The organism is Streptomyces sp. KPB2 (assembly GCF_003950055.1).
Lineage (GTDB): Bacteria > Actinomycetota > Actinomycetes > Streptomycetales > Streptomycetaceae > Streptomyces > Streptomyces salinarius.
This window is the reverse complement of record NZ_CP034353.1, coordinates 6,976,048-6,998,854: the sequence shown is the minus strand read 5'-3', so window position 1 is coordinate 6,998,854 and position 22,807 is coordinate 6,976,048. Positions and strand designations below refer to the sequence as shown.

22 protein-coding genes and 1 riboswitch are annotated in these 22,807 nt (G+C 72.8%); of the genes, 9 read left to right on the top strand and 13 right to left on the bottom strand.

All coding sequences use genetic code 11. The features are described 5' to 3' along the window. Positions 1-95: 95 nt before the first annotated feature. Together D1J63_RS31675 and D1J63_RS31670 are read right to left on the bottom strand one after the other, a co-directional pair. A complete protein-coding gene (locus tag D1J63_RS31675; RefSeq protein WP_125633597.1) occupies positions 96-3,296 on the bottom strand; it encodes a M20/M25/M40 family metallo-hydrolase in 3,201 nt (1,066 codons plus the stop codon). Positions 3,297-3,584: 288 nt separating this feature from the next. Further along, positions 3,585-5,009 carry a helix-turn-helix transcriptional regulator gene (locus D1J63_RS31670; protein WP_125633595.1) on the bottom strand — a complete coding sequence of 475 codons (1,425 nt, stop codon included), beginning with the start codon at positions 5,007-5,009 and terminating at the stop codon, positions 3,585-3,587. A 215-nt stretch (positions 5,010-5,224) separates the two neighbouring features. Between D1J63_RS31670 and D1J63_RS31665 the strand changes: the two genes are divergently transcribed. Further along, positions 5,225-5,947 (top strand): lysophospholipid acyltransferase family protein, encoded by a 723-nt coding sequence (locus tag D1J63_RS31665; RefSeq protein ID WP_102927885.1) that lies wholly within the window; start codon positions 5,225-5,227, stop codon positions 5,945-5,947. Positions 5,948-6,029: 82 nt separating this feature from the next. Continuing rightward, positions 6,030-7,055 (top strand): NAD-dependent epimerase/dehydratase family protein, encoded by a 1,026-nt coding sequence (locus D1J63_RS31660; RefSeq protein ID WP_125633593.1) that lies wholly within the window; start codon positions 6,030-6,032, stop codon positions 7,053-7,055. 63 nt (positions 7,056-7,118) lie between these two features. Here the strand turns inward: D1J63_RS31660 and D1J63_RS31655 are convergent, their stop codons facing one another. The 7 genes from D1J63_RS31655 to D1J63_RS31625 all read right to left on the bottom strand — a co-directional run bounded on the left by D1J63_RS31655 (position 7,119) and on the right by D1J63_RS31625 (position 13,509). Beyond that, a complete protein-coding gene (locus D1J63_RS31655; protein ID WP_102927887.1) occupies positions 7,119-8,738 on the bottom strand; it encodes an alpha/beta hydrolase in 1,620 nt (539 codons plus the stop codon). Positions 8,739-8,879: 141 nt separating this feature from the next. Then, complete coding sequence (locus D1J63_RS31650) at positions 8,880-9,644, bottom strand: urease accessory protein UreD (RefSeq protein WP_125635962.1); 765 nt, start codon at positions 9,642-9,644, stop codon at positions 8,880-8,882. Continuing rightward, positions 9,641-10,318 carry an urease accessory protein UreG gene (gene ureG / locus D1J63_RS31645; RefSeq protein WP_125633591.1) on the bottom strand — a complete coding sequence of 226 codons (678 nt, stop codon included), beginning with the start codon at positions 10,316-10,318 and terminating at the stop codon, positions 9,641-9,643. The genes D1J63_RS31650 and ureG overlap by 4 nt, the downstream gene beginning before the upstream one ends. Before the next feature lie 165 nt (positions 10,319-10,483). Further along, on the bottom strand, positions 10,484-11,158 hold the full coding sequence (locus D1J63_RS31640; RefSeq protein WP_125633589.1) for an urease accessory UreF family protein: 675 nt from the start codon (positions 11,156-11,158) through the stop codon (positions 10,484-10,486). Positions 11,159-11,166: 8 nt separating this feature from the next. Next, on the bottom strand, positions 11,167-12,888 hold the full coding sequence (locus tag D1J63_RS31635) for an urease subunit alpha (RefSeq protein WP_125633587.1): 1,722 nt from the start codon (positions 12,886-12,888) through the stop codon (positions 11,167-11,169). After that, positions 12,881-13,192 (bottom strand): urease subunit beta, encoded by a 312-nt coding sequence (locus D1J63_RS31630; protein ID WP_125633585.1) that lies wholly within the window; start codon positions 13,190-13,192, stop codon positions 12,881-12,883. Before D1J63_RS31630 ends, D1J63_RS31635 begins: the two co-directional genes overlap by 8 nt. A gap of 14 nt (positions 13,193-13,206) precedes the next feature. Next, entirely contained in the window at positions 13,207-13,509 is a 303-nt protein-coding gene (locus D1J63_RS31625) for an urease subunit gamma (protein ID WP_125633583.1), read from the bottom strand. A gap of 643 nt (positions 13,510-14,152) precedes the next feature. Beyond that, a riboswitch (cyclic di-AMP (ydaO/yuaA leader) is annotated at positions 14,153-14,295 on the top strand. 3 nt (positions 14,296-14,298) lie between these two features. Here D1J63_RS31625 and D1J63_RS31620 point away from each other — a divergent pair. After that, a complete protein-coding gene (locus D1J63_RS31620) occupies positions 14,299-14,772 on the top strand; it encodes a C40 family peptidase (protein ID WP_125633581.1) in 474 nt (157 codons plus the stop codon). Here D1J63_RS31620 and D1J63_RS31615 read toward each other — a convergent pair. Next, on the bottom strand, positions 14,743-15,246 hold the full coding sequence (locus tag D1J63_RS31615; protein ID WP_125633579.1) for an ATP-binding protein: 504 nt from the start codon (positions 15,244-15,246) through the stop codon (positions 14,743-14,745). The two genes, D1J63_RS31620 and D1J63_RS31615, sit on opposite strands and share 30 nt — an antisense overlap. Before the next feature lie 216 nt (positions 15,247-15,462). On the opposite strand from D1J63_RS31615, the gene D1J63_RS31610 reads away from it, so the two are divergent. Then, complete coding sequence (locus D1J63_RS31610) at positions 15,463-16,323, top strand: helix-turn-helix transcriptional regulator (protein WP_125633577.1); 861 nt, start codon at positions 15,463-15,465, stop codon at positions 16,321-16,323. Positions 16,324-16,344: 21 nt separating this feature from the next. Beyond that, positions 16,345-16,572 (top strand): DUF397 domain-containing protein, encoded by a 228-nt coding sequence (locus tag D1J63_RS31605; protein ID WP_125635960.1) that lies wholly within the window; start codon positions 16,345-16,347, stop codon positions 16,570-16,572. Between the two features lie 42 nt (positions 16,573-16,614). On the opposite strand, the gene D1J63_RS31600 is transcribed toward D1J63_RS31605, so the two are convergent. Further along, positions 16,615-17,742: an 8-amino-7-oxononanoate synthase gene (locus D1J63_RS31600; RefSeq protein ID WP_125633575.1), complete on the bottom strand. Its 1,128-nt coding sequence runs from the start codon at positions 17,740-17,742 to the stop codon at positions 16,615-16,617. A gap of 149 nt (positions 17,743-17,891) precedes the next feature. Between D1J63_RS31600 and bioB the strand changes: the two genes are divergently transcribed. The 4 genes from bioB to D1J63_RS31580 all read left to right on the top strand — a co-directional run bounded on the left by bioB (position 17,892) and on the right by D1J63_RS31580 (position 22,162). Then, the gene (bioB, locus tag D1J63_RS31595) at positions 17,892-19,127 is read left to right on the top strand and encodes a biotin synthase BioB (RefSeq protein ID WP_125633573.1); all 1,236 of its coding nucleotides are present in this window, start codon (positions 17,892-17,894) and stop codon (positions 19,125-19,127) included. Beyond that, positions 19,120-20,406, top strand: a complete 1,287-nt coding sequence (locus D1J63_RS31590; protein WP_125633571.1) for an adenosylmethionine--8-amino-7-oxononanoate transaminase — start codon at positions 19,120-19,122, stop codon at positions 20,404-20,406. The genes bioB and D1J63_RS31590 overlap by 8 nt, the downstream gene beginning before the upstream one ends. A 1-nt stretch (position 20,407) precedes the next feature. Further along, positions 20,408-21,124: a dethiobiotin synthase gene (bioD, locus tag D1J63_RS31585; RefSeq protein ID WP_125633568.1), complete on the top strand. Its 717-nt coding sequence runs from the start codon at positions 20,408-20,410 to the stop codon at positions 21,122-21,124. 357 nt (positions 21,125-21,481) lie between these two features. Beyond that, a complete protein-coding gene (locus D1J63_RS31580; RefSeq protein ID WP_125633566.1) occupies positions 21,482-22,162 on the top strand; it encodes a class I SAM-dependent methyltransferase in 681 nt (226 codons plus the stop codon). 13 nt (positions 22,163-22,175) lie between these two features. On the opposite strand, the gene D1J63_RS31575 is transcribed toward D1J63_RS31580, so the two are convergent. After that, on the bottom strand, positions 22,176-22,550 hold the full coding sequence (locus tag D1J63_RS31575; RefSeq protein ID WP_125633564.1) for a fic family toxin-antitoxin system, toxin component: 375 nt from the start codon (positions 22,548-22,550) through the stop codon (positions 22,176-22,178). Between the two features lie 16 nt (positions 22,551-22,566). After that, on the bottom strand, positions 22,567-22,794 hold the full coding sequence (locus D1J63_RS31570; RefSeq protein ID WP_102929527.1) for a toxin-antitoxin system HicB family antitoxin: 228 nt from the start codon (positions 22,792-22,794) through the stop codon (positions 22,567-22,569). Positions 22,795-22,807: the final 13 nt, after the last annotated feature.

Below are 22,807 nucleotides of genomic sequence, written 5' to 3'. Positions count from 1 at the left end.
GGGCGTGGGCACGCGCCGGAAGGGGCGGCGGGGTTCTGTGCGAACCCCGCCGCCCCTCGGCGTGTCAGGCGTGTCCGTGGCTGATCAGCCGGGTGTCACAGGCGCTGCCAGAGCGCGGGAACGTTCGGCGGCTCCCAGCCGGGGTAGGCGGTGTGGCCCTGGATGCACCGGTAGCTGACGCCGTCGTAGCTGACCACGTCGCCGGCCGCGTAGGTGGCTCCCAGCTGCCAGGTGGTCTCACCGCCTCCGTCGCCGGAGACGGTGAGGGTGTACGTGGTGGTGTGGGTGACGGTGCCCGTGCCCGTGAGGGTCAGGGTGTAGGTGCCGGCGGCCGTGCCCGCAGCGACCTGGACGGTGGCGGTCGAGGACTGGCCGGAGGTGACCGAGTCCGGGGTGAAGGTCACGCTCACGCCGGTCGGCGCGCCGGAGGCCGACAACCGGACGTTCTGCGCGTCACCGCTGGTCGTGGTGGTGTTCACGGTGACGCTCGCGGAGTTGCCCGGCTGGACCGTGCCCGAGGACGGGTTGGCGGAGATGGAGAAGTCGTCCTGCGGGTTGGGGGCGTCCCCGACGGCGGTCTTCCAGATCGTGTACGCGATGCCGTCGGCGCTGCGGTTCAGCGCGGTGGCGTTGATGTTGGAGGTGGTGTCGCAGGCGGAGTGGTAGCACGGGTCGTAGGACCGGCCCGCGGTGCCGCCCCACTTGGCGGCCTCCGTGGCCGACTTGATCGCGGAGGCGCCGGTGGCGTAGCCGGAGGTGGGGATGCCGACCTGCTGGAACGAGTAGTCGTCGGAGCGGCCCTGGCCCTCGACGTTCTCCTGCGGGGCGAGGCCGAGGGAGGTCCAGTACTCCCGCATCGGGGCGGAGGCCGAGGAGGTCAGGTTGTTGATGAAGTAGCCGCCGTTGACGGAGGCGACCATGTCGAAGTTGTAGTACGCCTTGATCCGCGAGCGCTCGGTGGAGCCGAGGCTGCGGGCGTAGAAGTCGGAGCCGTTCAGGCCCTTCTCCTCGTCGGTCCACCAGGCGAAGCGGACGCGGTTCTTCATGGTCGGGTTCTGCTCGGCGAGGGTGAGCGCCGTCTGAAGGAGCGCGGCGGAACCGGAGCCGTTGTCGTTGATGCCGGGGCCCGCCGACACGCCGTCGAGGTGGGCGCCGAACATGTAGACGCTGTTCGCGTCGCCCTTCGGCCACTCGGCGATCAGGTTGTTGCCCGCGCCGGCGGAGCAGCCGGAGGTGCAGGTCTGCTCGGTGACGGTGTAGCCGGCCGCCTGCAGCTTGCCCTTCACGTACGCGAGGGAGGCGTCGTATCCGGAGCCGGTGGCGCGGCGGTTGCCGCCGTTCTGCGCGGCGATCGAGCCGAACTGCGCGAGGTGGGCCTGGACCTGGGCGACGTCGACGTCGGGCGGCGTGCCCGGCTGGTTGCCGCCACCGACGGTGAGGGTGTACTGGGCGGTGTGGTTCTTGCTGCCCGCCGTGCCCCTGACGGTGATCGAGTAGGTCCCGGCGGCCGTCCCGGACGTGGTGGAGACCCGCATCGAGGAGTTGGAACCGGAGGTGACCGTCGACGGGCTGAAGGTGACGCTCACGCCGGGCGGGGTGCCGGTGGCGGTCAGCGACACCTGCTGGGCGCTGCCGGTGACGGTGGTGGTGTTGACGGTGGCGTCGACCGCGGAGCCGGCCTCGACGTTGCCGCTCGCCGGGCTGAGGGCGAGCGAGAAGTCGGTCTCCTGCCGGGCGCAGGTCGGGTCACCGGGCTGGGCCGGGATGTCGATCGCGTTCCAGGCCGCCTTGGTGGCGTCGAACAGGTCGCAGGACGCGTCCAGGTTCTTGGCCGCGGTGAGAGTGGTGGTGCGGTACCGCTTGTAGGTCATGCCGCTGGTCTTGAGCAGCATGCCGCCGTAGAAGATCTTGCCTGCGTTCTGGATGCCGATGCCGGTGACCCGGCTGCCGTCGCAGGTCGGGCTGGAGGGCTTGCCGCCGCCGGGGCTGGAGCCCTCGGCGAGGAGGTAGAACCAGTGGTTCATGGGCCCGGCCGCCGCGTGCTCCTCGGTGCGCGGGATGGCGGAGGAGTAGCAGTTGGGGTCGTTGTTGACCAGCTGGGGGTTGTACATGTTGCGGATCGGGCCGCGGCCCTGGAGGTCGATCTCCTCGCCGACGGTGTAGTCGGGGGAGTCGTACCCGGAGGGCTGGTTGGCGTAGGCCTCGGTCAGGGCGCCCATGATGTCGCCGGTGGCCTCGCCCAGGCCGCTCTCGTGGTTGGCGCCGCCGGGGGTGTAGCTGTCCAGGCCGTGGCCGTACTCGTGGCCCACCACGTCCATGCCGGCGATCCACTTGCCGGCGCTGTTGTGGCCGATGGTGACCCGTGAGCCGTCCCAGTAGGCGTTGAGCTGGTTGAGCCCGACGGATGCGGGCCAGCTGCCGCCGTTGCCGTTGTGGCCGTTGCGGCCGAGCCAGTCGCGGAGCATGTCCGACTCCTTCTGCGCCGCGTACATGACGTCGACGCAGCCGGTCTCGCGGCTGGAGGCGTTGCCGGTGCCCCAGTCGTCGTCCGGGCCGGTGAACAGGCCGCCGTTGTAGTCCGAGCACTGCAGGCCGGGGCGGGTGGTGTCGCGCAGGGCGTACTGGCTGCCGGAGCGGGAGGTGTCGATGGTCAGCGGGTCGGGGCCGTTCCACTCGCTGTGGCCGGTGCCGGCCTTCACGTCGTCGTACTTGTCGACGACCTTGCCGGTGCGGGCGTCCACGAACACGTGCAGCCTGCTGGGCACGTGGTCCTTGGTGGTGCCGACGAGCACGGTCTCCCAGGCGAGGGTCTGGACGTCGTCCTTGACGCGTACCACCAGGCGCTTGGAGTCGACCTTGTCGACCTCGGCGAGCTGCTTGCGGCTGGTTCTCACCGCCTGCGCGGCCTCGATCCCTGCCTCGGTGGGCACGGCTACCGCGCCCTCGGTGGCGGACTGGACGGCGCGGACCCTGCCCTTGCCGTCGGCGAGGACGACGGCGTCGCCGCCGACCACCGGCAGACCGTGGTAGGTGCGCTCGTAGGCGACCGAGAAGAGGTTGTCGTCCCAGGGGGTGACCTGGTGACGGTCGTACTGCTCGTCGGGGCCGCCGGCGACGAGGGCGTCCAGGCCGCTGCGGACGGCCTGGTCGGCCGCGGCGACGGCCCTCTCGACGGGGGTGGGTTCCGCCGCGGAGGGCGCGGACCGCTCCGACGCCGAGGCGAGGGAGGCGGGTACCACCACCCCTGCGAGTGTCATGGCCAGGACTGTCCCGGCCACCGCGGTCTGTCTGAGCATCGTGGCTCCTTGTGAGAGTGGGGGGCTCCTTGCGGGCCGGCCCGGCCAGGACATGCCGGACGCGCAGCCTGGGGTGCCAAGACGCGTCCGTCGGAGGTTCGAGTGTCGGTTGCATGTCATGTCGCGGGCTGGCGGAACCCTCACACCCCGCCGCACCGGAATCAACGGCTCCGCGAGCTTGGTCCAGACCTGGCAAATTCCGGCAAGTACGGGTGCGTGCGGGAGGGCCCCGCCCTCACGGAACCGGCGCGGAAGGGGCCCCGCCCTCACGGGACGGCGCCCTGCCCCTCACTCCCCCGCGGCCAGCAGCCGCTCCCGGTACTCCCGGACCTCCGGCAGGTCGGCCCACTCCCCGGTGAGCCGGCTGTGCAGTCCGCGCAGTTCGGCGGTGACCATCGACTCGCGTGAGCGCACCGCCTCGGGCAGGACCTCCGAGGCGAGGGCGACGGCGGCCCCGGGATCGCCGGCGCAGGCCCAGCTGTCCGCCAGGCGGAGGGTGAGCAGCAGCCGGGCGCCCCGCATCTGGGGCGGCACCTGCGCGCGCGAGCGTGCGGTGGCGTCGACCGCGCGCCGGGCCGCCGTACGGTCCCCGGTCGCCACCGCGAGGTCGCGCAGCGCTCCGCCGATCGCCGAGTCGACCCGCATCGCGCCCTCGGCCCCGGCCATCCACGGCGCCTCCAGGTGATCCCGCCGGTCGAGGCGGGCGAATCCCCGCCGGGCCAGGGCGATGTGGCGACGGCACTGCGCGGCGTCGCCCGCCAGGGCGTGGCCCCGCGCCTGGTACAGGTGCGACAGGGTGGCCGTCCACCGGCGCCGCCCGTCCACCGCGCCGATGCCCTGTGCGTAGCCGAGCATCAGCGAGGGGTCTCCGTCGAGCCGGACCAGGGTGCACATGTCGCTGAGCAGCGTCGCGCGGGCGGGCGCGTCCTGGACGGCGTCCGCCCAGCGCAGTCCGTGGCCGAACCAGGCCATCGCGACGCCGATCTGCCCGCGCTCCATGCGCAGCCTGCCGGCGACCTGGGCGTACTGCGCGCCGAGCCGCAACTGCCCGTAGGGCAGCCGTCCGGCGGAGTTGACCTCGTCGGCCCAGCGGGCCAGGGTCCGCAGCAGGCCCTCCACGGCCGTCACCCGGCCCTCGTGCCCGAACGCCTCGCGGATCAGACAGGCCAGGACGGCGGTGAGGCCGTGCAGCAGCTCAGCCTCGGCGACCACTGCTCCGGCGCCGGCGCCCCACCCGGGTGCCGGACCGCCGGCCGGACCCGGCCCGTCGAGCAGCGCCGGTAACTCGCCCGGATCGGGCACCGCGCACCCGGCGGTGCCGTGCAACGGGCACACCAGCCCCTCGGCGGGCAGCCGCGCGGGCCACATCCGGGGGTCCGGCGGCCCCTGTCCGGCGAGGGTGTCCGCGCCGGGCAGCGGTGCGAACAGCGCCGGGTCGGCCGGGGACCGGCCGGCTCGCCGCGGCACCTCGCGCGGCGCGGCGACGATCGCGGCCAGCTCTCCGCCCGTCCGCAGCACCGTGTCGAGCCGGCGCACCAGCTCCCCGGGCGGCTCGCGCAGGCCCGCCTCGAGCTTGCTCACGGCCGAGTGGTGGTAGCCCACCCGCAGGCCGAGTTGCAGCTGGGTGAGCCCGGCCGCCCTGCGCAGGGTGCGCAACCGCCGCCCGAACTCCGCCCAGCGGGCCCCGGCCGCCCGTGCCGATCCACCGGTCATCCGCCCTCCCCCCGGTCGCGCCCCGCCCCGGGCCGTGCGCCGCCCGGTCTTCGCGCATGCCGCCACCCGACAGCACAGAGGACGGGGTGTGCCGCGTCAATCGAGTTGACCGAAGCGCGACCGAACCGCTCCCGGCCGGTTTCGGCGCGGTCGGGCTACGATCGATCACCGGTCGCGGACGACCGGCCGGGAGCCCGGAGAACTGGAGACACACCGTGTTCTACTACGTGCTCAAGTACGTCCTGCTGGGCCCGCTGCTGAGGGTCGTCTTCCGCCCGCGGATCGAGGGCCTGGACCATGTGCCGGGGTCGGGGGCGGCCATCGTCGCGGGCAACCACCTCTCCTTCTCGGACCACTTCCTGATGCCCGCGGTGCTCAAGCGCCGCATCACCTTCCTCGCCAAGGCGGAGTACTTCACGGGGCCGGGCCTCAAGGGCAGGCTGACGGCGTTCTTCTTCCGCAGCGCCGGGCAGATTCCCGTGGACCGCTCCGGCAAGGAGGCGGGGCAGGCCGCGATCCGCGAGGGGCTCGGTGTGCTGGGCCGGGGCGAGTTGCTCGGCATCTATCCGGAGGGCACCCGCTCGCACGACGGCCGACTGTACAAGGGCAAGGTGGGCGTCGCGGTGATGGCGCTCAGGGCCGGGGTGCCCGTCGTGCCCTGTGCGATGATCGGCACCTTCGAGGCGCAGCCGCCGGGCCGGAAGATCCCGAAGCTGCACCCGGTGGTGATCCGCTTCGGCGAGCCCCTCGACTTCTCCCGGTACGCCGGCATGGAGGGCGAGAAGGCCGTGCTGCGCGCCGTCACCGACGAGATCGTCTACGCCATCCTGTCCCTGTCCGGCCAGGAGTACGTGGACCGCTACGCGGCGGACGTGAAGGCGGAGGAGGCCCGGAAGGCGGCCGAGGGACGGAAGTTCCCCAGGCTGCCGCGCCGTTAGCCGCGGGGCCTTCCGGGTTTCGGTCGTCTGCCGTCGGCAGAAGGACGTGGCCGGCCGGTGACGGGACGCCTACGGTCGCCGTATGACACGTGCGGTGGTGGTCGGGGCGACGGGACAGATCGGGCGGGCGGCGGTGGACGCGCTGGCCCGGGACGGCTGGGAGGTGACGGCCGTCTCGCGCGGCGGCGACCGGGACGCGCGGTGGCCCGGGGAGGTGAGGGTGGCACGGGCCGACCGGGAGGACGACGCGGCGCTGTCGGCGGCGGTGGGCGAGGGCTGCGACGTCCTGGTGGACGTGGTGGCGTACGGGGAAGGCCACGCACGGCAGTTGGTCTCGCTCGCCGGCCGGGTCGGCTCGGCGGTGGTGATCTCCAGCGTGTCGGTCTACGAGGACGACGAGGGCCGCAACTTCGACACCCAGACCGAGCCCGGCGGCTTCCCCCGGTACCCGGTGCCGGTCACCGAGGCGCAGCGCACGATCCGCCCGGGCGACGCCTCGTACAGCACCCGCAAGGCGGCGCTGGAGCGGGAACTCCTCGCGGCGGGCGACCGGTTGCCGGTGACGCTGCTGCGGGCGGGCGCGATCCACGGGCCGTACTGCCGCACGCCCCGCGAGCTGTACTTCGTCAAGCGCAACCTCGACGGCAGGCGCCGGCGCGTACTCGCGTACGGCGGTGCGAGCCGCTTCCACCCGGCGAGCGTGCGCAACATCGCCGAGCTGATCCGGCTGGCCGCCCCGCGGCCCGGCACACGCGTCCTGAACGCGGTGGACCCGGACGCCCCGACCGTGGCGGAGATCGCGGCGGCGATCGACGCGGTGATGGGCGTCGAGACCGAGGACGTGCCGATGGACGGCCCGCCGGTGGACGGCGTGGGCGACACGCCGTGGAGCGTGCCCGCGCCGGTGGTGTGCGACATGAGCGCGGCCCGGGAGCAGTTGGGCTACCGCCCGGTGGCCCGGTACGCGGACACCCTGCCGGAGACGGTGGCCTTCATCGAGCAGCGGCTGGCCGGGCGGGACTGGCGGGAGGCGTACCCGGAGATGTTCGCGGCGTACGGCGACCTCTTCGACTACGCGGCGGAGGACGCCTGGGCCGAGCGACGGTAGCGGAACGGGGAGGGGGCGACCGGTCGGACCGGTCGCCCCCTCCCTTCGTGTCGGCCGGCCGGGCTACGGCTTGGGCGTGGCGTGCGGCGCGCAGGTCACGTCACGGGCGTCCAGCTTGCCGGTGAGCAGGTAGGCGTCCACACGGTCGTTGACGCACGGGTTGACCAGCCCGGTGACGCCGTGCGAACCGGCGTCCCGCTCGGTGATCAGACGCGAGCCCTTGAACCGCTGATGCAGTTCGACGGCGCCCGCGTACGGGGTGGCCGCGTCCCGCTCGGACTGGACGATCAGCACCGGCGGAAGTCCCTTGCCGGTCTTGACGTCCAGCGGGGTCTGCTGCTTGACCGGCCAGGTGGCGCACGGCAGGTTCATCCAGGCGTTGGCCCAGGTCATGAACGGGTGGTCGCGGTGCAGGCGGGTGTTGTCCCGGTCCCAGGTGTTCCAGTCGGTGGGCCACTTGGCGTCGGTGCACTCGACGGCCGTGTAGACGGCGTTGCCGTTCTCCGCGGAGGCGTTGCCCGCGGTGTCGGACAGGTCGGGTGCGGCGGCGTCGACGAGGGCCTGGGTGTCACCGGCGACGTACTTGCTGAAGGTCGCGGCGATCGGTGCCCAGGCGGAGTCGTAGTACGGGGCGCTCTGGAAGAAGGAGATCAGCTCCGCCGGTCCGACGACGCCGCCCAGCGGCTCCTTCGCCGCGGTGGCGCGCAGCTTCAGCCACTGGTCCTGGACCTCGGCGCGGGTGTCGCCGAGGTGGTAGGTGGCGTCGTTCGCGGCGACCCAGTCCTGCCAGTCCTTCCAGCGGCCCTCGAAGGCGACGTCCTGGTCCAGGTTGGCCTGGTACCAGATCTTGTCGCGGGACGGGTTGACGACGCTGTCGACGACCATGCGGCGGACGTGGTCCGGGAAGAGCGTGCCGTAGACGGCACCGAGGTAGGTGCCGTAGGAGACACCGAGGTAGTTGAGCTTCTTCTCGCCGAGCGCGGCGCGGATGACGTCGAGGTCGCGCGCGGTGTTCGGCGTGGTCATGTGCGGCAGCATCTCGCCGCTGCGCTCGAAGCAGCCCTCGGCGTACTCGCGGGCGAGCTTGCGCTGGGCGAGCTTGTCCGCCTCGGACCCGGGCACGGGGTCGGCCTTGGGCGCCTTGACGAACTCCTGCGGGTCGACGCAGGAGATGGGCGCGGAGTGGCCGACGCCTCGGGGGTCGAAGCCGACGAAGTCGTAGGCCTTGGCGGCGTTCGCCCACACCGCGCTCTTGCCGGTCACGCGCGCCGGGAACCGCAGGCCGGAGCCGCCGGGCCCGCCGGGGTTGTAGATGAGCGCGCCCTGGCGCTCGCTCTTGCCCCCGGTGTTGCCGATGCGGTCGACGGCCAGCTTGATCTGCTTGCCGAACGGCTTGGCGTAGTCCAGCGGCACCGTGACGTAGCCGCACTGGATGGGCTTCGGCAGGTTCCAGCCGGCGTCGCAGTCCTCCCAGTCAACGCCGGCCCGGGCGGCGCGGGCGGCGGCGATGGTGACACCGCGCGCCTCCTTGTCCCAGCCTCGTGCGTGCGACTGCCCCCGGCCGTCGGCCGGGGCGGCGCTCGCGGCGGGCGCCGAGACGGCGCCGGCTATCAGCGTGGCGGTGACCAGCGCTCCGGCCGAGCCGAAGGCGGTCGCCCTCCGCCGCATGCTGCTCTTGCTCAAGTGGCCCTCCCCGTACGTGTTCGCGACAAGTACGGGGATCCTCCCGGCTGTGGGATTCCTGAGAACAGAGCCAGTACTACTTCTTTGCCAATCCGATAAACGGAGAAACGCGTTCGATCGACGGACTCGCCGACGCGATCCTCAATCCAGCGTGGCCAGAGCCCCGTCCAGCAGCCGCCGCAGCCGCAGCCCGTCCGGTGCCACGGCGGTCACCAGCGCGGCGGACCCTCCGAGCGGCATGACGGCCGCACTCTCCTCGAAGACCCGCGCCGCCGGTGGTGCATGGCCGAACTCCGGCCGCACGACGACCAGCTGGCCGACGGCACGGTGTCCCGCCAGCCCGGCCGGTCCGTCCCAGCCGCCCGGCGCACCGGGACCGCAGGCCAGCTCCTGGTCGAGGACGCAGCTCCCGTCGATCCGCACGGTCAGACGGCTGGTGAGGCGGCCGGGTCCCTCTCCGGCCCGCCCCAGCACCTGCTCCTCGCGCAGCAGCAGCCGTGCCCCGGCGGCGAGGTCGACGGACGTGGTGACGTGCAGTTCGCTGCCGCCGGCGGAGATCAACTGCTCCGGCAGCCAGCACAACTCGGCGTCGTCGTCGACGGTGATCCGGACGTCGTAGCGGGCCCCGGCCCTGACCTGCCCGGGCAGCGCGAGCGTGGCGGCGGCCGAGCCCACGCGCAGGCGGGCGCCGTGCTCCGCGTGGACCCCGACCGTGAAGTGGTCGCCGCCGAGCGGTCCGCTCATCGCGCCGACCAGCATCACCCGGGCCTCGGCTCCGCTCCCCCGGGTCCGGCGCACGGCGAGGGGCCCTTCGCCCTCCAGCACCGGCAGTGCGGTGCCGCCGCGCCCGTCGCCGCGGGCGAGCACGCGTGCGCTCGCCCGGACGCCGCCCGGCGCGGTGGTCACGAGGTCCACGCGGCGATCCGCTCCCGCACCCAGTCGGCGACCTCGCGCACCCCGTCCTCGCTCCGCAACGACTGGAGGACGACGGGCAGTTCACCGCGCACCGTCTTGGCGTCCGAGGCCATCCGCCCGAGGTCTGAACCGACGTACGGCGCGAGGTCGGTCTTGTTGACGATCAGCAGGTCGGCGGTGGCGACTCCGGGTCCGCCCTTGCGCGGGATGTCGTCGCCGCCCGCCACGTCGATCACGAACACCTGCGCGTCGACGAGCCCCTTGGAGAAGGTGGCGGTGAGGTTGTCCCCACCGGACTCCACCAGGACCAGGTCGAGCGGCCCGACCTCGTCCTCCAGGTCCTCGACGGCCTCCAGGTTGGCGGAGATGTCGTCCCGGATCGCGGTGTGCGGGCAGGCGCCGGTCTCCACGGCGGTGATCCGCTCGGGCGGCAGTACGGCCTCGCGGAGCAGGAACTCGGCGTCCTCCCGGGTGTAGATGTCGTTGGTCACCACGGCGAGGGACAACTCCTCCCGCAACGCCCGGCACAAGGCGGCAACGGTGGCGGTCTTCCCGGACCCGACGGGCCCACCGAGCCCGATCCGCAGCGCACGCCGACTCCCGTCGGGCCGCCGGGCATCGGCGGAGACGGCGGCGGGGGATTCGAGATGATGATCAAGATGCACGAACAGCTCCTGTCAAAGTCGGGATCGGCCCTGTCAGCCCGTCCGGCGCTTGAGGACGAGGCCGTTCAGGCCGAAAGGGGTCCAGGGGGCAGAGCCCCCTGGCGGGGTGGAAGGGGCGGAGCCCCTGGGGTCGGGAACGGGAAGGGGCGGCGGGGGCGAATCCACCTACGAGGCGAACAACCGCACAGCCCAAGCGGCATGCGCTTCCGCCCCGATCTCCAGCAACGGCGCGGACCCCGCAGGCAACACGTCGACCCCGTCGGTCACGACGCACTCGGCTGTCTCCACGGCCTCCTGGGCCACTTGGTCCAACTCGTCCGCGAGCCGCGCCAGCACCCCCGTCGCGTCGAACGGATCGAGACCGAGCAGCCGCACGACGGCGGTCGCGGGCCCGCTCACCCCCTCGTAGAGGGAGCAGTGCGCGGCGTCGAGCGCCCCGAGGCCGGCCGCACGCGCGGCCAGCCCCAGCACGACGGGCTGATGCGCGCCCTTGGGGAACTGCGCCGCCACGGCGTCGAGTTCGGGGCTCGGCCAGGTCGCCCGGGCGGCCCGCATCAGCTGCCGCCCCAGCCTGCGCCCGGCCACCCGCAGGGCGGGCGACGGGGTGCGGGCGTCGACGGCGCGGTCGAGGTCCCCGGGATCGGCCCCGAGTGCGGCGGCCGCCGCGACGCAGGCCGCGACGACCCCGTTCGTGTGCAACCGCCCCCGGCAGAACGCCTCCAGGCTCCCGGCGTCGGTGATGCGTCCCGCCCGGACGGCGGCCTCCGCCCCGCCGGAGTGGGCGTGCCCTCCGGCGGGGAAGCGGCCGTCCGCGAGGACGAGCAGTGCTGCGCGGCTCATCCCGGCGCTCAGAAGAGGAAGTACCGCTGGGCCAGCGGCAGCTCGGCGACGGGAGCGGGCTCGACGAGTTCGCCGTCGATGGTCACCGCGAAGGAGTCCGCGGCGACCTCCACCCGGGGCAGCGCGTCGTTCTGCCGCATGTCCGCCTTGGTCCGGCCGCGCGTCGACCGGATGGGCACGAACGCCCGCCCGAGCCCGAGCCGCTCGGCCAGCCCGTCCTCGACGGCCTGCTCGGAGACGAAGTTGACCGAGTTGGTGGCGGGAGCGGCCCCGAGCGCCCCGTACATCGGGCGCGGCAGGACCGGCTGCGGCGTGGGGATGGAGGCGTTCGCGTCGCCCATCTGCGCGTACGCGATCTGGCCGCCCTTGATGACGAGCTGCGGCTTCACGCCGAAGAAGCGGGGGTCCCAGAGCACCAGGTCGGCGAGCTTGCCGGTCTCGACGGAACCGACCTCGTGCTCGATGCCCTGGGCGACGGCGGGGTTGATGGTGTACTTGGCGACATAGCGACGGGCGCGGAGGTTGTCCGCGCGGGTGTCGCCGGGCAGGAGGCCGCGCCTGCGCTTCATCACGTGCGCGGTCTGCCAGGTCCGCAGGATCACCTCGCCGATGCGCCCCATGGCCTGGGCGTCGGACGACATGATGGAGATCGCCCCCATGTCGTGCAGGATGTCCTCGGCCGCGATGGTGCTGGGCCGGATCCGGGACTCGGCGAAGGCCAGGTCCTCGGGGACGGCGGGGTTCAGGTGGTGGCAGACCATCAGCATGTCGAGGTGTTCCTCGACCGTGTTGACGGTGTGCGGCCGGGTGGGGTTGGTGGACGCCGGCAGCATGTTGGGCAGCGAAACCGCCGTGATCATGTCAGGTGCGTGGCCGCCACCGGCGCCCTCGACGTGGAAGGCGTGCAGGGTGCGGCCCGCGACCGCGTCGAAGGTGTCACCGACGAAGCCGGCCTCGTTCAGGGTGTCGGAGTGGACGGCCAGCTGGACGCCGGACTCCTCGCACACGTCCAGGCAGGCGGAGATGACGGCGGGGGTCGCGCCCCAGTCCTCGTGGATCTTGAAGCCGAGGACGCCGGCGCGCAGTTGGTCGCGCATGGACTCCTTCGACATGGTGCTGCCCTTGCCGAGGAAGCCGATGTTGACGGGGCTGGACTCCAGGGCGGCGAACATCCGCGCGAGATGCCAGGCGCCGGGCGTGACGGTGGTCGCCTTGCTGCCCTCGGCCGGGCCCGTGCCACCGCCGATGAGCGTGGTGATGCCGGACGCCAGGGCCTCGTCGACGGCGTTCGGCGCGATGAAGTGGACGTGGGTGTCGATGCCGCCCGCGGTGACGATCTTGCCGTTGCCCGCGACGACCTCGGTCTCGGGGCCGATGACCAGGTCGGGGTGGACGCCGTCCATGGTGTCCGGGTTGCCGGACTTGCCGATGCCGGTGATCCGGCCGTCGCGGATGCCGATGTCGGCCTTGACGATTCCCCAGTGGTCGATGATCACGGCTCCGGTGATCACCGTGTCGGGGGCGCCCTCGGCCCGGGTGGTGCGCGCCTGCCCCATGGACTCGCGCAGTACCTTGCCGCCGCCGAAGACGGCTTCGTCGCCGGAGCGGCCGGGGCCGCCCGAGCGGTCCTCCTCGATCTCGACGAGGAGGTCGGTGTCGGCGAGGCGGATGCGGTCGCCGGTGGTCGGGCCGAACAGGTCGGCGTAGGCGGGGCGGGACAGCTCAGGCATCGAGGGCACCTCCGGTCGCGCCGCGCAGACCGACGACGACGCGGGCCCCCGCGAGGGGGATCAGCGGTACGTCGACGGGGATGCCCGGCTCGAACCGGACGGCGGTGCCGGCGGCGATGTCCAGCCGCCTGCCGCGCGCCGCGCCGCGGTCGAACTCGAGACCGGGGTTGACCTCGGCGAAGTGGTAGTGGGAGCCGACCTGGACGGGCCGGTCGGCGGTGTTGAGCACGGTCAGGCGGGTGACTTCGCGGCCTCCGTTGAAAGCGACCGGCTCGTCCGCGAACAGGATCTCTCCGGGGATCACGACTGCGGCCCCCGTCAGATGATCGGGTCGTGGACGGTGACCAGCTTGGTGCCGTCGGGGAAAGTGGCCTCGACCTGCACGTCGTGGATCATCTCGGGGACACCCTCCATGACCTCGTGGCGCTGGATGAGCTTGCGTCCGGAGGACATGAGTTCACCGACGCCGCGCCCGTCCCGGGCACCTTCGAGGATGTGCGCGGTGATCAGCGCGACGACCTCGGGATGGTTGAGCTTCACGCCTCGTGCGCGGCGCTTCTCCGCCACGTCGGCGGCCACATGGATGAGCAGTCTCTCCTGCTCGTGCGGGGTCAGTTGCATTTACCACCTCACAGGGCATGACGCCGGGACCGGACGGTCCGGCTGTCGCGGCTGCCGCGACGGCTCTAGATGTAACACACAGGAACAGACCGGAATTCACCTACCGGTGCGCGGAAAACCGCAGGTGGATCGGGGTGCAGACTAGGGCTAGAGTGTTACGGCCACGTCACCCGGTTTTGACCGAGTGATTACCGATGCCGTCGGCGGTTTCCGGCATGCCCACTCTCGGCCGGCGACGTCCCGCATGTCCGCTTCACCGATCTCGACTCACAACGAACCGGTCCGAAACGGACCAAAAGTCGTACCCTCTATCGGCCTAGGAACACATCCGATTCGCCACCGGCCGAAGTTGCGGCGCCCGCCCCGCGGACGTGTGGCATGCGCCACTGCGCCGCTGGTCCCGGCGCCGCCACCGCGGTCGACGGCCCCCCGGACCCGGGGGCGTCAACCCGAACGGATGAGTGGCACGTAACAACACAAAGAGCACGTTCCGTTGGGAATTTCCCCCGGGGCGGGACAAGATCCGTGACTGACGACAAGCCCCCGCCGCAGCGGCGGGGCGGTCCGGGCGGACGCCGAGTCCTGCCGCCGTCCGGACGACCGGTCGCAAGGGAAGTGGATCGGCAGGAGTGGAGGACCCGAGCACGACGGGTCGCCGGCACGGCCGCCTCCGCGAGAGGCACCGGACCGAGCGGTCCTTGGGGTGAAGCCGCACTCGTGCGGCCGGGCAACTTCGCCAGCCCGAATCCGACAGGTCATCCTTCACAGGCGGCTGACGAAGGGTTGCGCATGTCCGCGCTCAATCGTGTCCCGTCCCTGATGGCCCGTGCCGGTACGGCCTCGGCCCTCACCCTCGCCGCCGTGGGCGGCTCCGTCGTGGTCCCCGGTGTCGCCTCCGAGGCGGCCGCGGCGAGCCATGCGGCGAAAGCCCTCAAGGTCGCGGCCTCGAAGAAGGGCTCCCCGTACCGCTGGGGCGCCACCGGCCCCCACCGGTTCGACTGTTCCGGCCTGACGCTGTACTCGTTCAAGAAGGCCGGCAAGAAGCTGCCGCGCACCGCGGCCCAGCAGTACAACAAGACCCGCCACGTCTCCGCCAAGAGCCGCAGAGCCGGAGATCTGGTGTTCTTCCACTCGGGTCGCAGCGTCTACCACGTCGGCATCTACGCGGGGAAGGGCAAGCTCTGGCACGCCCCGAAGACCGGGGACGTGGTGCGCCTGCAGAAGATCTGGACGTCAAGCGTCTGGTACGGCCGGGTCAAGTAGCCCGCCCGCGGGGGTGACGGCGCTCTCCCCCGCCGTCACCCCCGCGGGTGCGCTCGGCCGCGTCCAGGGCAGTTCGATCGAGACGGTCTTGCCGCCCTCGCGCGTGGGCCGGACCCTGAGCCTGCCGCCGCACTCGGCGGTCAGCCAGCGGATGATCACCATGCCCCGCCCGTTGTCCTGCTGGACGGCGGCCGGCAGGCGCTTGGGGAAGCGCGGGTGACTGTCGGTGACCCCGATGCGCAGGCGCTCGTCGCGGTCCAGGACGAGGTCGACCGTGAAGGTGGGCGACTGCCCCAGTGTGTGCTGGACCGCGTTGGTCGCCAGTTCGGAGACGATGAGGCGGACGGTCTCGGACAGGTCGGCGTCGGCGGGCAGCCCCCATTCCGCCAGGGTGCCGACGGTGTAGGTCCGCGCGGCGGCCACCGAGGCCGGATCGCTCGGCAGAGTGACGGATGCTTCCAGATGGTCTGCCATGGCGACGTCGTCCCTTTCTCACGGCACCGCGGGCCCGACACGGAGCGGACGGTTCGAGTACGGTCCCGGACTGGTGCTTCGCCGCCAGACTGCCATTACCAGGCCCGCGAAGGGCGGCGATCCACCAAGATATGCATATATCTGTCGCTCGAAGCGGTGAACTCTGCGACGGCAGAGCGTATTCGGGCGGCTCATAGGGAGTAGGGGAGTTGTCCCATGCAGCACGGTCCCGTGGTGCGCCGTCGGAAGCTGGGCGCGGAACTGCGCGCCCTGCGCACGTCGGCGGGCATCACCAGCGGCGAGGCGGCCCGGCTCGTGGGCTGGCACCAGTCGAAGGTCAGCCGGATCGAGACCGGGACGAGCGGGGCGAAACCGGCCGACGTGCGGTTACTGCTGGACGTCTACGGCGTGCACGACGAGCAGTTGCGGGGGCTGCTGGTGATGCTGGCGCGCTCCGAGGACGCTGCGGGACGCAACCACTGGTGGCACGCCTACCGCGGGGTGCTGCCCCCGACCTACCGCGACTTCATCAGCCTGGAGTCGCAGGCCAGCGCGATGCGCACGCTGGAGACCACGGTGGTGCCCGGGCTGCTCCAGACGCCGGAGTACGCCCGCGCGGTGACGCGGGCCGCGGTGGACGGACTGCCGGAAGAACGGCTGGACACGCTGGTGGAGGTCCGGCTGGCCCGGCAGGACGTGCTGCGGGCCCAACCGCCGTTGGCGCTGAGCGCGGTCCTGGACGAGGCGGTGCTGCGCCGTGAGGTGGGCGGGACCGAGGTGATGGCCCGTCAACTGGCCCGGCTGGTCGAGGCCGCGCGGCTCCCCCATGTGCGGCTGCAGGTCCTGCCGTTTGCCGCCGGGGCGCACATCGGTGTCACCGGCCCTTTCGTAATCTTCTCATTTTCGAGCACTTCTGATCTCGACGTGGTTGTTCTCGACCACTTGACGAGTAGCCTGCACCTCGAACGGAAAGAAGACCTAGAGGCCTATACCGAGGCCTTCAACGCCCTTCTGATCCATGCCCTTTCGCCCGAGGACTCGTTGGACTTCATCGCCGCGACCGCGGCAGGCGCGTAAGGAGGCACCATGTCAGGCTTCATGTCCGAACGTCCCCGGAACATCCCTGTCAGCACCGATCTGCCCGATGTCCGGTGGCTGCGCAGCAGCTACAGCACCGGAGCGAACAACTGCGTGGAGACGGCCCGGCCGTCGTCCGGCCCGCGGGCCGGACTGCTCGCCGTGCGCGACTCCAAGAACCCGGCCGGGCCCGCCCTGCTCTTCTCCCCCGGGAGCTGGACGGCGTTCACCGCGGGCGTCCGCGACTGACCACGCCGGGCGCCGGACGACGCACGGCCGTGTCACGCCGACTCATGGCCGCGTTTCGCCGATCACCCGTACAGCGCGTTCGATCTGTTCCCCGGAGAGGTCCCCCCGAGCGGTCAGCCTGAGCCGTGAGATCCCGTCGGGCACGGAAGGAGGGCGGAAGCAGCCCACGGACAGGCCGGCCGCACGGCAGTCGGCCGCCCATCGCACGGCCCCCTCCGGGGAGGGCGCGCGCACCGAGACGACCGCGGCGTCCGGACGTACCGCGTCCAGACCCGCGGCGGTCAGGCGTGCGTGCAGTTCGGCGGCGACGGCACAGGCCCGCGCCGCGCGCTCCGGCTCGCGGCCGAGCAGCCTGAGCGCCGCCAGGGCCGCCCCGGCCGCGGCGGGGGCGAGTCCGGTGTCGAAGATGAACGTCCGGGCGGTGTTGACCAAGTGGTCGATCACGCGGGCCGGGCCCAGTACGGCGCCGCCCTGGGCGCCGAGCGACTTGGACAGCGTGACGGTCACCACGACGTCGGCGCGGCCCGCGAGCCCCGCCCCCTGCGGGGCGCCCCGGCCGCCGTCGCCGAGGACACCGAGGCCGTGGGCGTCGTCGACGACCAGTCCCGCGCCGTGCTCCCGGCACGCCCCGGCGAGCGCGGCCAGGGGCGCGGCGTCGCCGTCGACCGAGAAGACCGTGTCGGAGACGACGACGGCGGGTCCGTCGTGCGTCGTCAGCGCCTTGCGCACGGCGTCCGGGTCGGCGTGCCCCACGACCTGGGTGGTGCCCCTGGCGAGCCGGCAACCGTCGATCAGCGAGGCGTGGTTGCCCGCGTCGGAGACGACGAGGCTGCCGTGCGGCGCCAGCGCGGTGACCGCGGCGAGGTTGGCCGCGTAGCCGGAGGACAGCACGAGCGCGGCCTCGAACCCGCAGAACTCGGCCAGCTCACGCTCGAGTTCGGTGTGCAGCCGGGTCGTGCCGGTCACGAGCCGCGAGCCGGTCGCGCCGCCGCCCCAGGTCCGCGCGGCCCGGACCGCCCCTTCGACGACCTCCGGGTGCCGGGCCAGTCCCAGGTAGTCGTTGCTCGCCAGATCCAGCAGCGGCGAGGCCGCCGGGCGGGGCCGCAGCACCCGTACGAGGCCCGCCTCGCGGCGCGCCCGGTCCTGCTCGTCGATCCAGCCGAACGCCATGGGCGGCCCTCCGGGGTTTTGTAGGCAATGAACAGACATTAGCGGTCCGGCCACCCCCGCGAGGTGTGGCAATACCCACACGTCGATCTGTCAGTGTTGTGCAAAGTCTCCTTGGCCGCGGACGGCCCCTTAGGACAGGATCGGCTCTCATGGACCTGCTGAACACGCTGGTGGACAAGGGGCTTCGGCGCGAGTCGCCGACCCGCGAGGAGGCGCTCGCCGTCCTCGCCACTTCCGACGACGACCTGCTCGATGTGGTGGCCGCGGCCGGCAAGGTACGCCGTCACTGGTTCGGCCGACGGGTGAAACTCAACTATCTCGTCAACCTCAAGTCGGGCCTGTGCCCCGAGGACTGCTCGTACTGTTCGCAACGGCTGGGCTCCAAGGCGGAGATCCTCAAGTACACCTGGCTCAAGCCCGACCAGGCCTCCGCGGCCGCCGCGGCGGGGGTGTCCGGGGGCGCCAAGCGGGTGTGCCTGGTGGCCAGCGGGCGCGGTCCGACCGACCGGGACGTGGACCGGGTCTCCGACACCATCAAGGCCATCAAGGAGCAGAACGGGGACGTCGAGGTGTGCGCCTGCCTGGGGCTGCTCTCCGACGGCCAGGCGGAGCGGCTGCGGGAGGCCGGTGCCGACGCCTACAACCACAACCTCAACACCTCCGAGGCGACCTACGGCGACATCACCACGACGCACACGTACGCCGACCGGGTGGACACGGTGAACAAGGCGCACGCGGCCGGTCTGTCCGCCTGTTCCGGTCTCATCGCGGGCATGGGAGAGAGCGACGAGGACCTCGTCGACGTGGTCTTCTCGCTGCGCGAACTGGACCCGGACTCGGTGCCGGTCAACTTCCTGATCCCGATGGAGGGCACCCCGCTGGCCAAGGAGTGGCACCTCACCCCGCAGCGGTGCCTGCGCATCCTGGCGATGACGCGGTTCGTCTGCCCGGACGTCGAGGTGCGCATCGCGGGCGGGCGGGAGGTCCATCTGCGCACGATGCAGCCGCTGGCCCTGCACCTGGCCAACTCGATCTTCCTCGGCGACTACCTCACCAGTGAGGGCCAGGCGGGCCACGCGGACCTGGAGATGATCGCGGACGCCGGCTTCGAGGTGGAGGGCGCCGGCGAGGTCACGCTGCCGGAGCACCGGGCTTCGGCGCGGGGCGGCGGCTGCGGGTCGCACGCGGACGGCGGCGGCTGTGGGTCGCACGCGGACGCCGACGGCGCGGGTGCCGGGGGTTGTGGCTCACACGCGGGCGGCGGGGTGTGCGCCCCGGCGTCCGCGTCCACGCCCGCGCCGGTCCGCCCCGCCGAGGAGCCCCGCACGGACCTGGTGGCGGTACGCCGCCGCGGCGCCGGGACGGACCTCGCGCCCAATGCCTGAGCCCGCACTGAACGTCGCCGAGCTGCTGGCGCTGGACCGGCGGCACGTCTGGCACCCGTACGGGCCCATGCCCGGCCGGCAGGATCCGCTCGTCGTGGAGTCGGCGAGCGGGGTACGGCTGCGGCCGGCCGACGGCTCCGGGGAGCTGGTCGACGGGATGTCGTCCTGGTGGTCGGCGATCCACGGCTACAACCACCCGGTGCTGAACGAGGCCGCCCGGGAGCAGTTGGAGCGGATGAGCCACGTGATGTTCGGCGGGCTCACCCACGAGCCCGCCGTGCGGCTGGCGAAGCTCCTTGTCGACATGTCGCCCGAGGGCCTGGAGCATGTGTTCCTCGCCGACTCCGGGTCGGTGTCGGTCGAGGTCGCCGTGAAGATGTGCCTCCAGTACTGGCGTTCGCTCGGCCGCCCCGGCAAGCAGCGCCTGCTCACCTGGCGCGGCGGCTACCACGGCGACACCTGGCAGCCCATGTCGGTGTGCGACCCCGAGGGCGGCATGCACGAACTGTGGTCCGGCGTCCTGCCGCGCCAGGTCTTCGCCGACGCGCCCCCGGCGGAGTACGAGGAGACGTACGCCGACCACCTGCGGTCGATGGTCGAGCGGCACGCCGGCGAACTGGCCGCGGTGATCGTGGAGCCGGTGGTGCAGGGCGCGGGCGGGATGCGGTTCCACTCCCCCGCCTACCTGCGGGTGCTGCGGGAGGCGTGCGACGCGCACGACGTACTGCTGGTGTTCGACGAGATCGCGACGGGCTTCGGCCGGACGGGTGCGCTGTTCGCGGCGGAGCACGCGGCGGTGACGCCGGACGTGATGTGCGTGGGCAAGGCGCTGACCGGCGGCTATCTGACCATGGCGGCCACGCTGTGCACGTCGCGGGTGGCCGAGGGCATCTCGCGGGGCGAGGTGCCGGTGCTGGCCCACGGGCCGACGTTCATGGGCAACCCGCTGGCGGCGGCCGTGGCGTGCGCGTCGATCGGGCTGCTGCTCGGGCAGGACTGGCTCGCCGAGGTCAAGCGGATCGAGGCGGGCCTGGGCGAAGGACTCGCGCCCGCCGCCGAGCTGCCGGGTGTGCGGGACGTACGCGTGCTCGGCGCGATCGGGGTGGTGCAGCTGGACCACGACGTCGACATGCGGGCGGCGACGGCGGCGGCCGTGCGGGAGGGCGTGTGGCTGCGCCCGTTCCGCGACCTGGTCTACACCATGCCGCCGTACGTCACGGGCGACGCGGACGTGGCACGGATCGCCCGCGCGGTGTGCGCGGCGGCTCGGGAGGGATGACATGCCGGTACTGGTGATCACGGGCACGGGCACGGAGGTCGGCAAGACGGTCGTGACCGCCGCCGTCGCCGCGGCGGCCCTGGCGGGCGGCCGGTCGGTGGCCGTGCTGAAGGCCGCGCAGACGGGCGTGGGCCCGGACGAGGCCGGGGACGCGCGGGAGGTGGCGCGGCTCGCGGGTGACGTGACGGTCGCCGAAGTGGCCCGCTTCCCGGAGCCGTTGGCGCCGGGCACGGCCGCGCGCCGGGCCGGGCGGGCGCCGGTGCACCCGCCGCAGGTGGCGGAGGCCGCGGCCAAGCTGGCCACCGAGCACGACCTGGTCCTGGTCGAGGGCGCGGGCGGGCTCCTCGTACGCTTCGACGCGGCCGGCGGGACACTGGCGGACGTGGCCGGTCTGCTGGGCGCGCCGGTGCTGGTGGTGACGTCGGCGGGCCTGGGCACGCTGAACACGACCGAGCTGACCGCGCGCGAACTGCGGTCCCGCGGCCTGGAGTTGCCGGGGCTGGTGATCGGCAGCTGGCCCGGGTCCCCGGACCTCGCCGCCCGCTGCAACCTCGCGGACCTCCCGGACGTCTCCGGCGCTCCCCTCCTCGGCGCGGTCCCGGCCGGGGCGGGGGCCCTGCCCCCGGCCGGCTTCCGGTCGGCGGCACGGCACTGGCTGGCTCCGCCGCTGGAGGGCACGTGGGACGCGGACACGTTCACCGAAGTGCACGGCCCCTGACCGGGGGTGCGTTCGGGACGACGGTACGTCCCGGACGGGCGGCGCGTTCGCGCGGCGGTGCCTTGTGACCGGCGGCGGCGCGCCGTATCCGGCGGTGCGGCCGTGACGATGGCGGGCCCCGTGACCGGCGGCGCGTCCGGGGCAGCGGGGCGTCCGTGACCGGCGGTGCGTTCGGGACGGCGGTGCTTGTGACGAGAGCCCACCGTCCGCGACGAGGCTGGGGCCCCGGAACGGTGCGACTTCCGGGTGGCGCCCGGCCTCCGCGGGGTCGCCCCGGAAGAGTCGTCGGCGCGGTGGGTGCGCGGGGCCCGGGCGGGGGAGAATCGCGGTAAGGCGTCGCCTCGTGAGGGAGGTCCCATGCCGCTGCGATCCGTCCGGGCCCGCGACCGGATGCCGCGGGACACCGTGCACCATCCGCTGTTCGCCCGTTGCTACGCCCGGATGAGTGTGGGCGCCGAGACCCGGATGGGCATGGCGCGCGTGCGCGAACGGCTGCTCGCCGGGCTCTCCGGGCGGGTGATCGAGGTCGGCGCGGGCAACGGGCTGAACTTCTCGCACTACCCGGGCACCGTCTCCGAGGTCGTCGCCATCGAGCCGGAGCGCGTGCTGCGGCGATTGGCGGTGGATGCGGCACAGCACGCGCGGGTGCCGGTGGACGTGGCGCCCGGCGCGGCGGAGGCACTGCCGGTCAAGAGCGAGGCCTTCGACGCGGCCGTGGTCTCGCTGGTGCTGTGCAGCGTCCGGGACGTGCCCCGGGCGCTCGCGGAGCTGCGGCGGGTTCTGCGCCCCGGCGGACAGGTGCGGTTCTTCGAGCACGGACGGGGCGGCGGGCGGGTGATGACCTTCACCCAGAGCGCCCTGGACCGGACGCTGTGGCCTCCCCTGTCCGGCGGCTGCCACCTCTCCCGCGAACCGGTGGCCGCGCTGCGGGAGGCCGGGTTCACGCTCGGGCCCTACCGGCGGGTGATGATGCCGGAGAACGGGCCGACGCTGCCGAGTTCGTACTGCGTGCTGGGCACGGCCTGGCGGCCGTCCTGAGCCGCGGCCGCGGTCACGCGCTCCACCGGCGCAGTTCGTCCGCGATCTCCTCGACCGACGCCTCGCCCCTCTTGACCAGCAGCGCGAGGTCCCGTACCTGCTCGGGCTCGGGGGCTGCCTTGACGCCGCTCGCGACCAGGTAGGCGTAGGCGACCGCGGAGGCGAACAGGGCGTTGGAGCGCTCCAGCGCCGGGACGTGGATCAGCAGCTGGAGCAGGGCGGCGGCGCGGGCGTGCGGGGTGGTGTAGACCGGCGTGTCGAATATCTCGGCCCGGTGGCGGGCCACGGCCGCGACGAGCGCGCCCCAGTCGGTGACCTGAGGGTCGCCGGGAGTGCGCTGCTCGGCGAGCATCAGCAGCCAGGCGAGATCGATGGTGAGGTCGTTCATCCGGGGGCGTGAGGGCTCAGCGACGGCCCTCGCCGACCTCCTCGGCGAAGACCTTCTCGTACTGCCGCATGAAGTCGGCGGCGGCCTCCACGAAGGTGTGGCCGGCCTCCCCGGTGTCCTGCCGGACCAGTTCCTCGATGTAGCGGTTGACGCTCATCCCCCGGGCCAGGGCCTTCTCGCGGGCCGCCCGCGCGGTGCCCTCGTCCACCCGCACGTTCAGCTGGGCCTTCTGGGTCTTCGCCATACCTCGAAGCTAG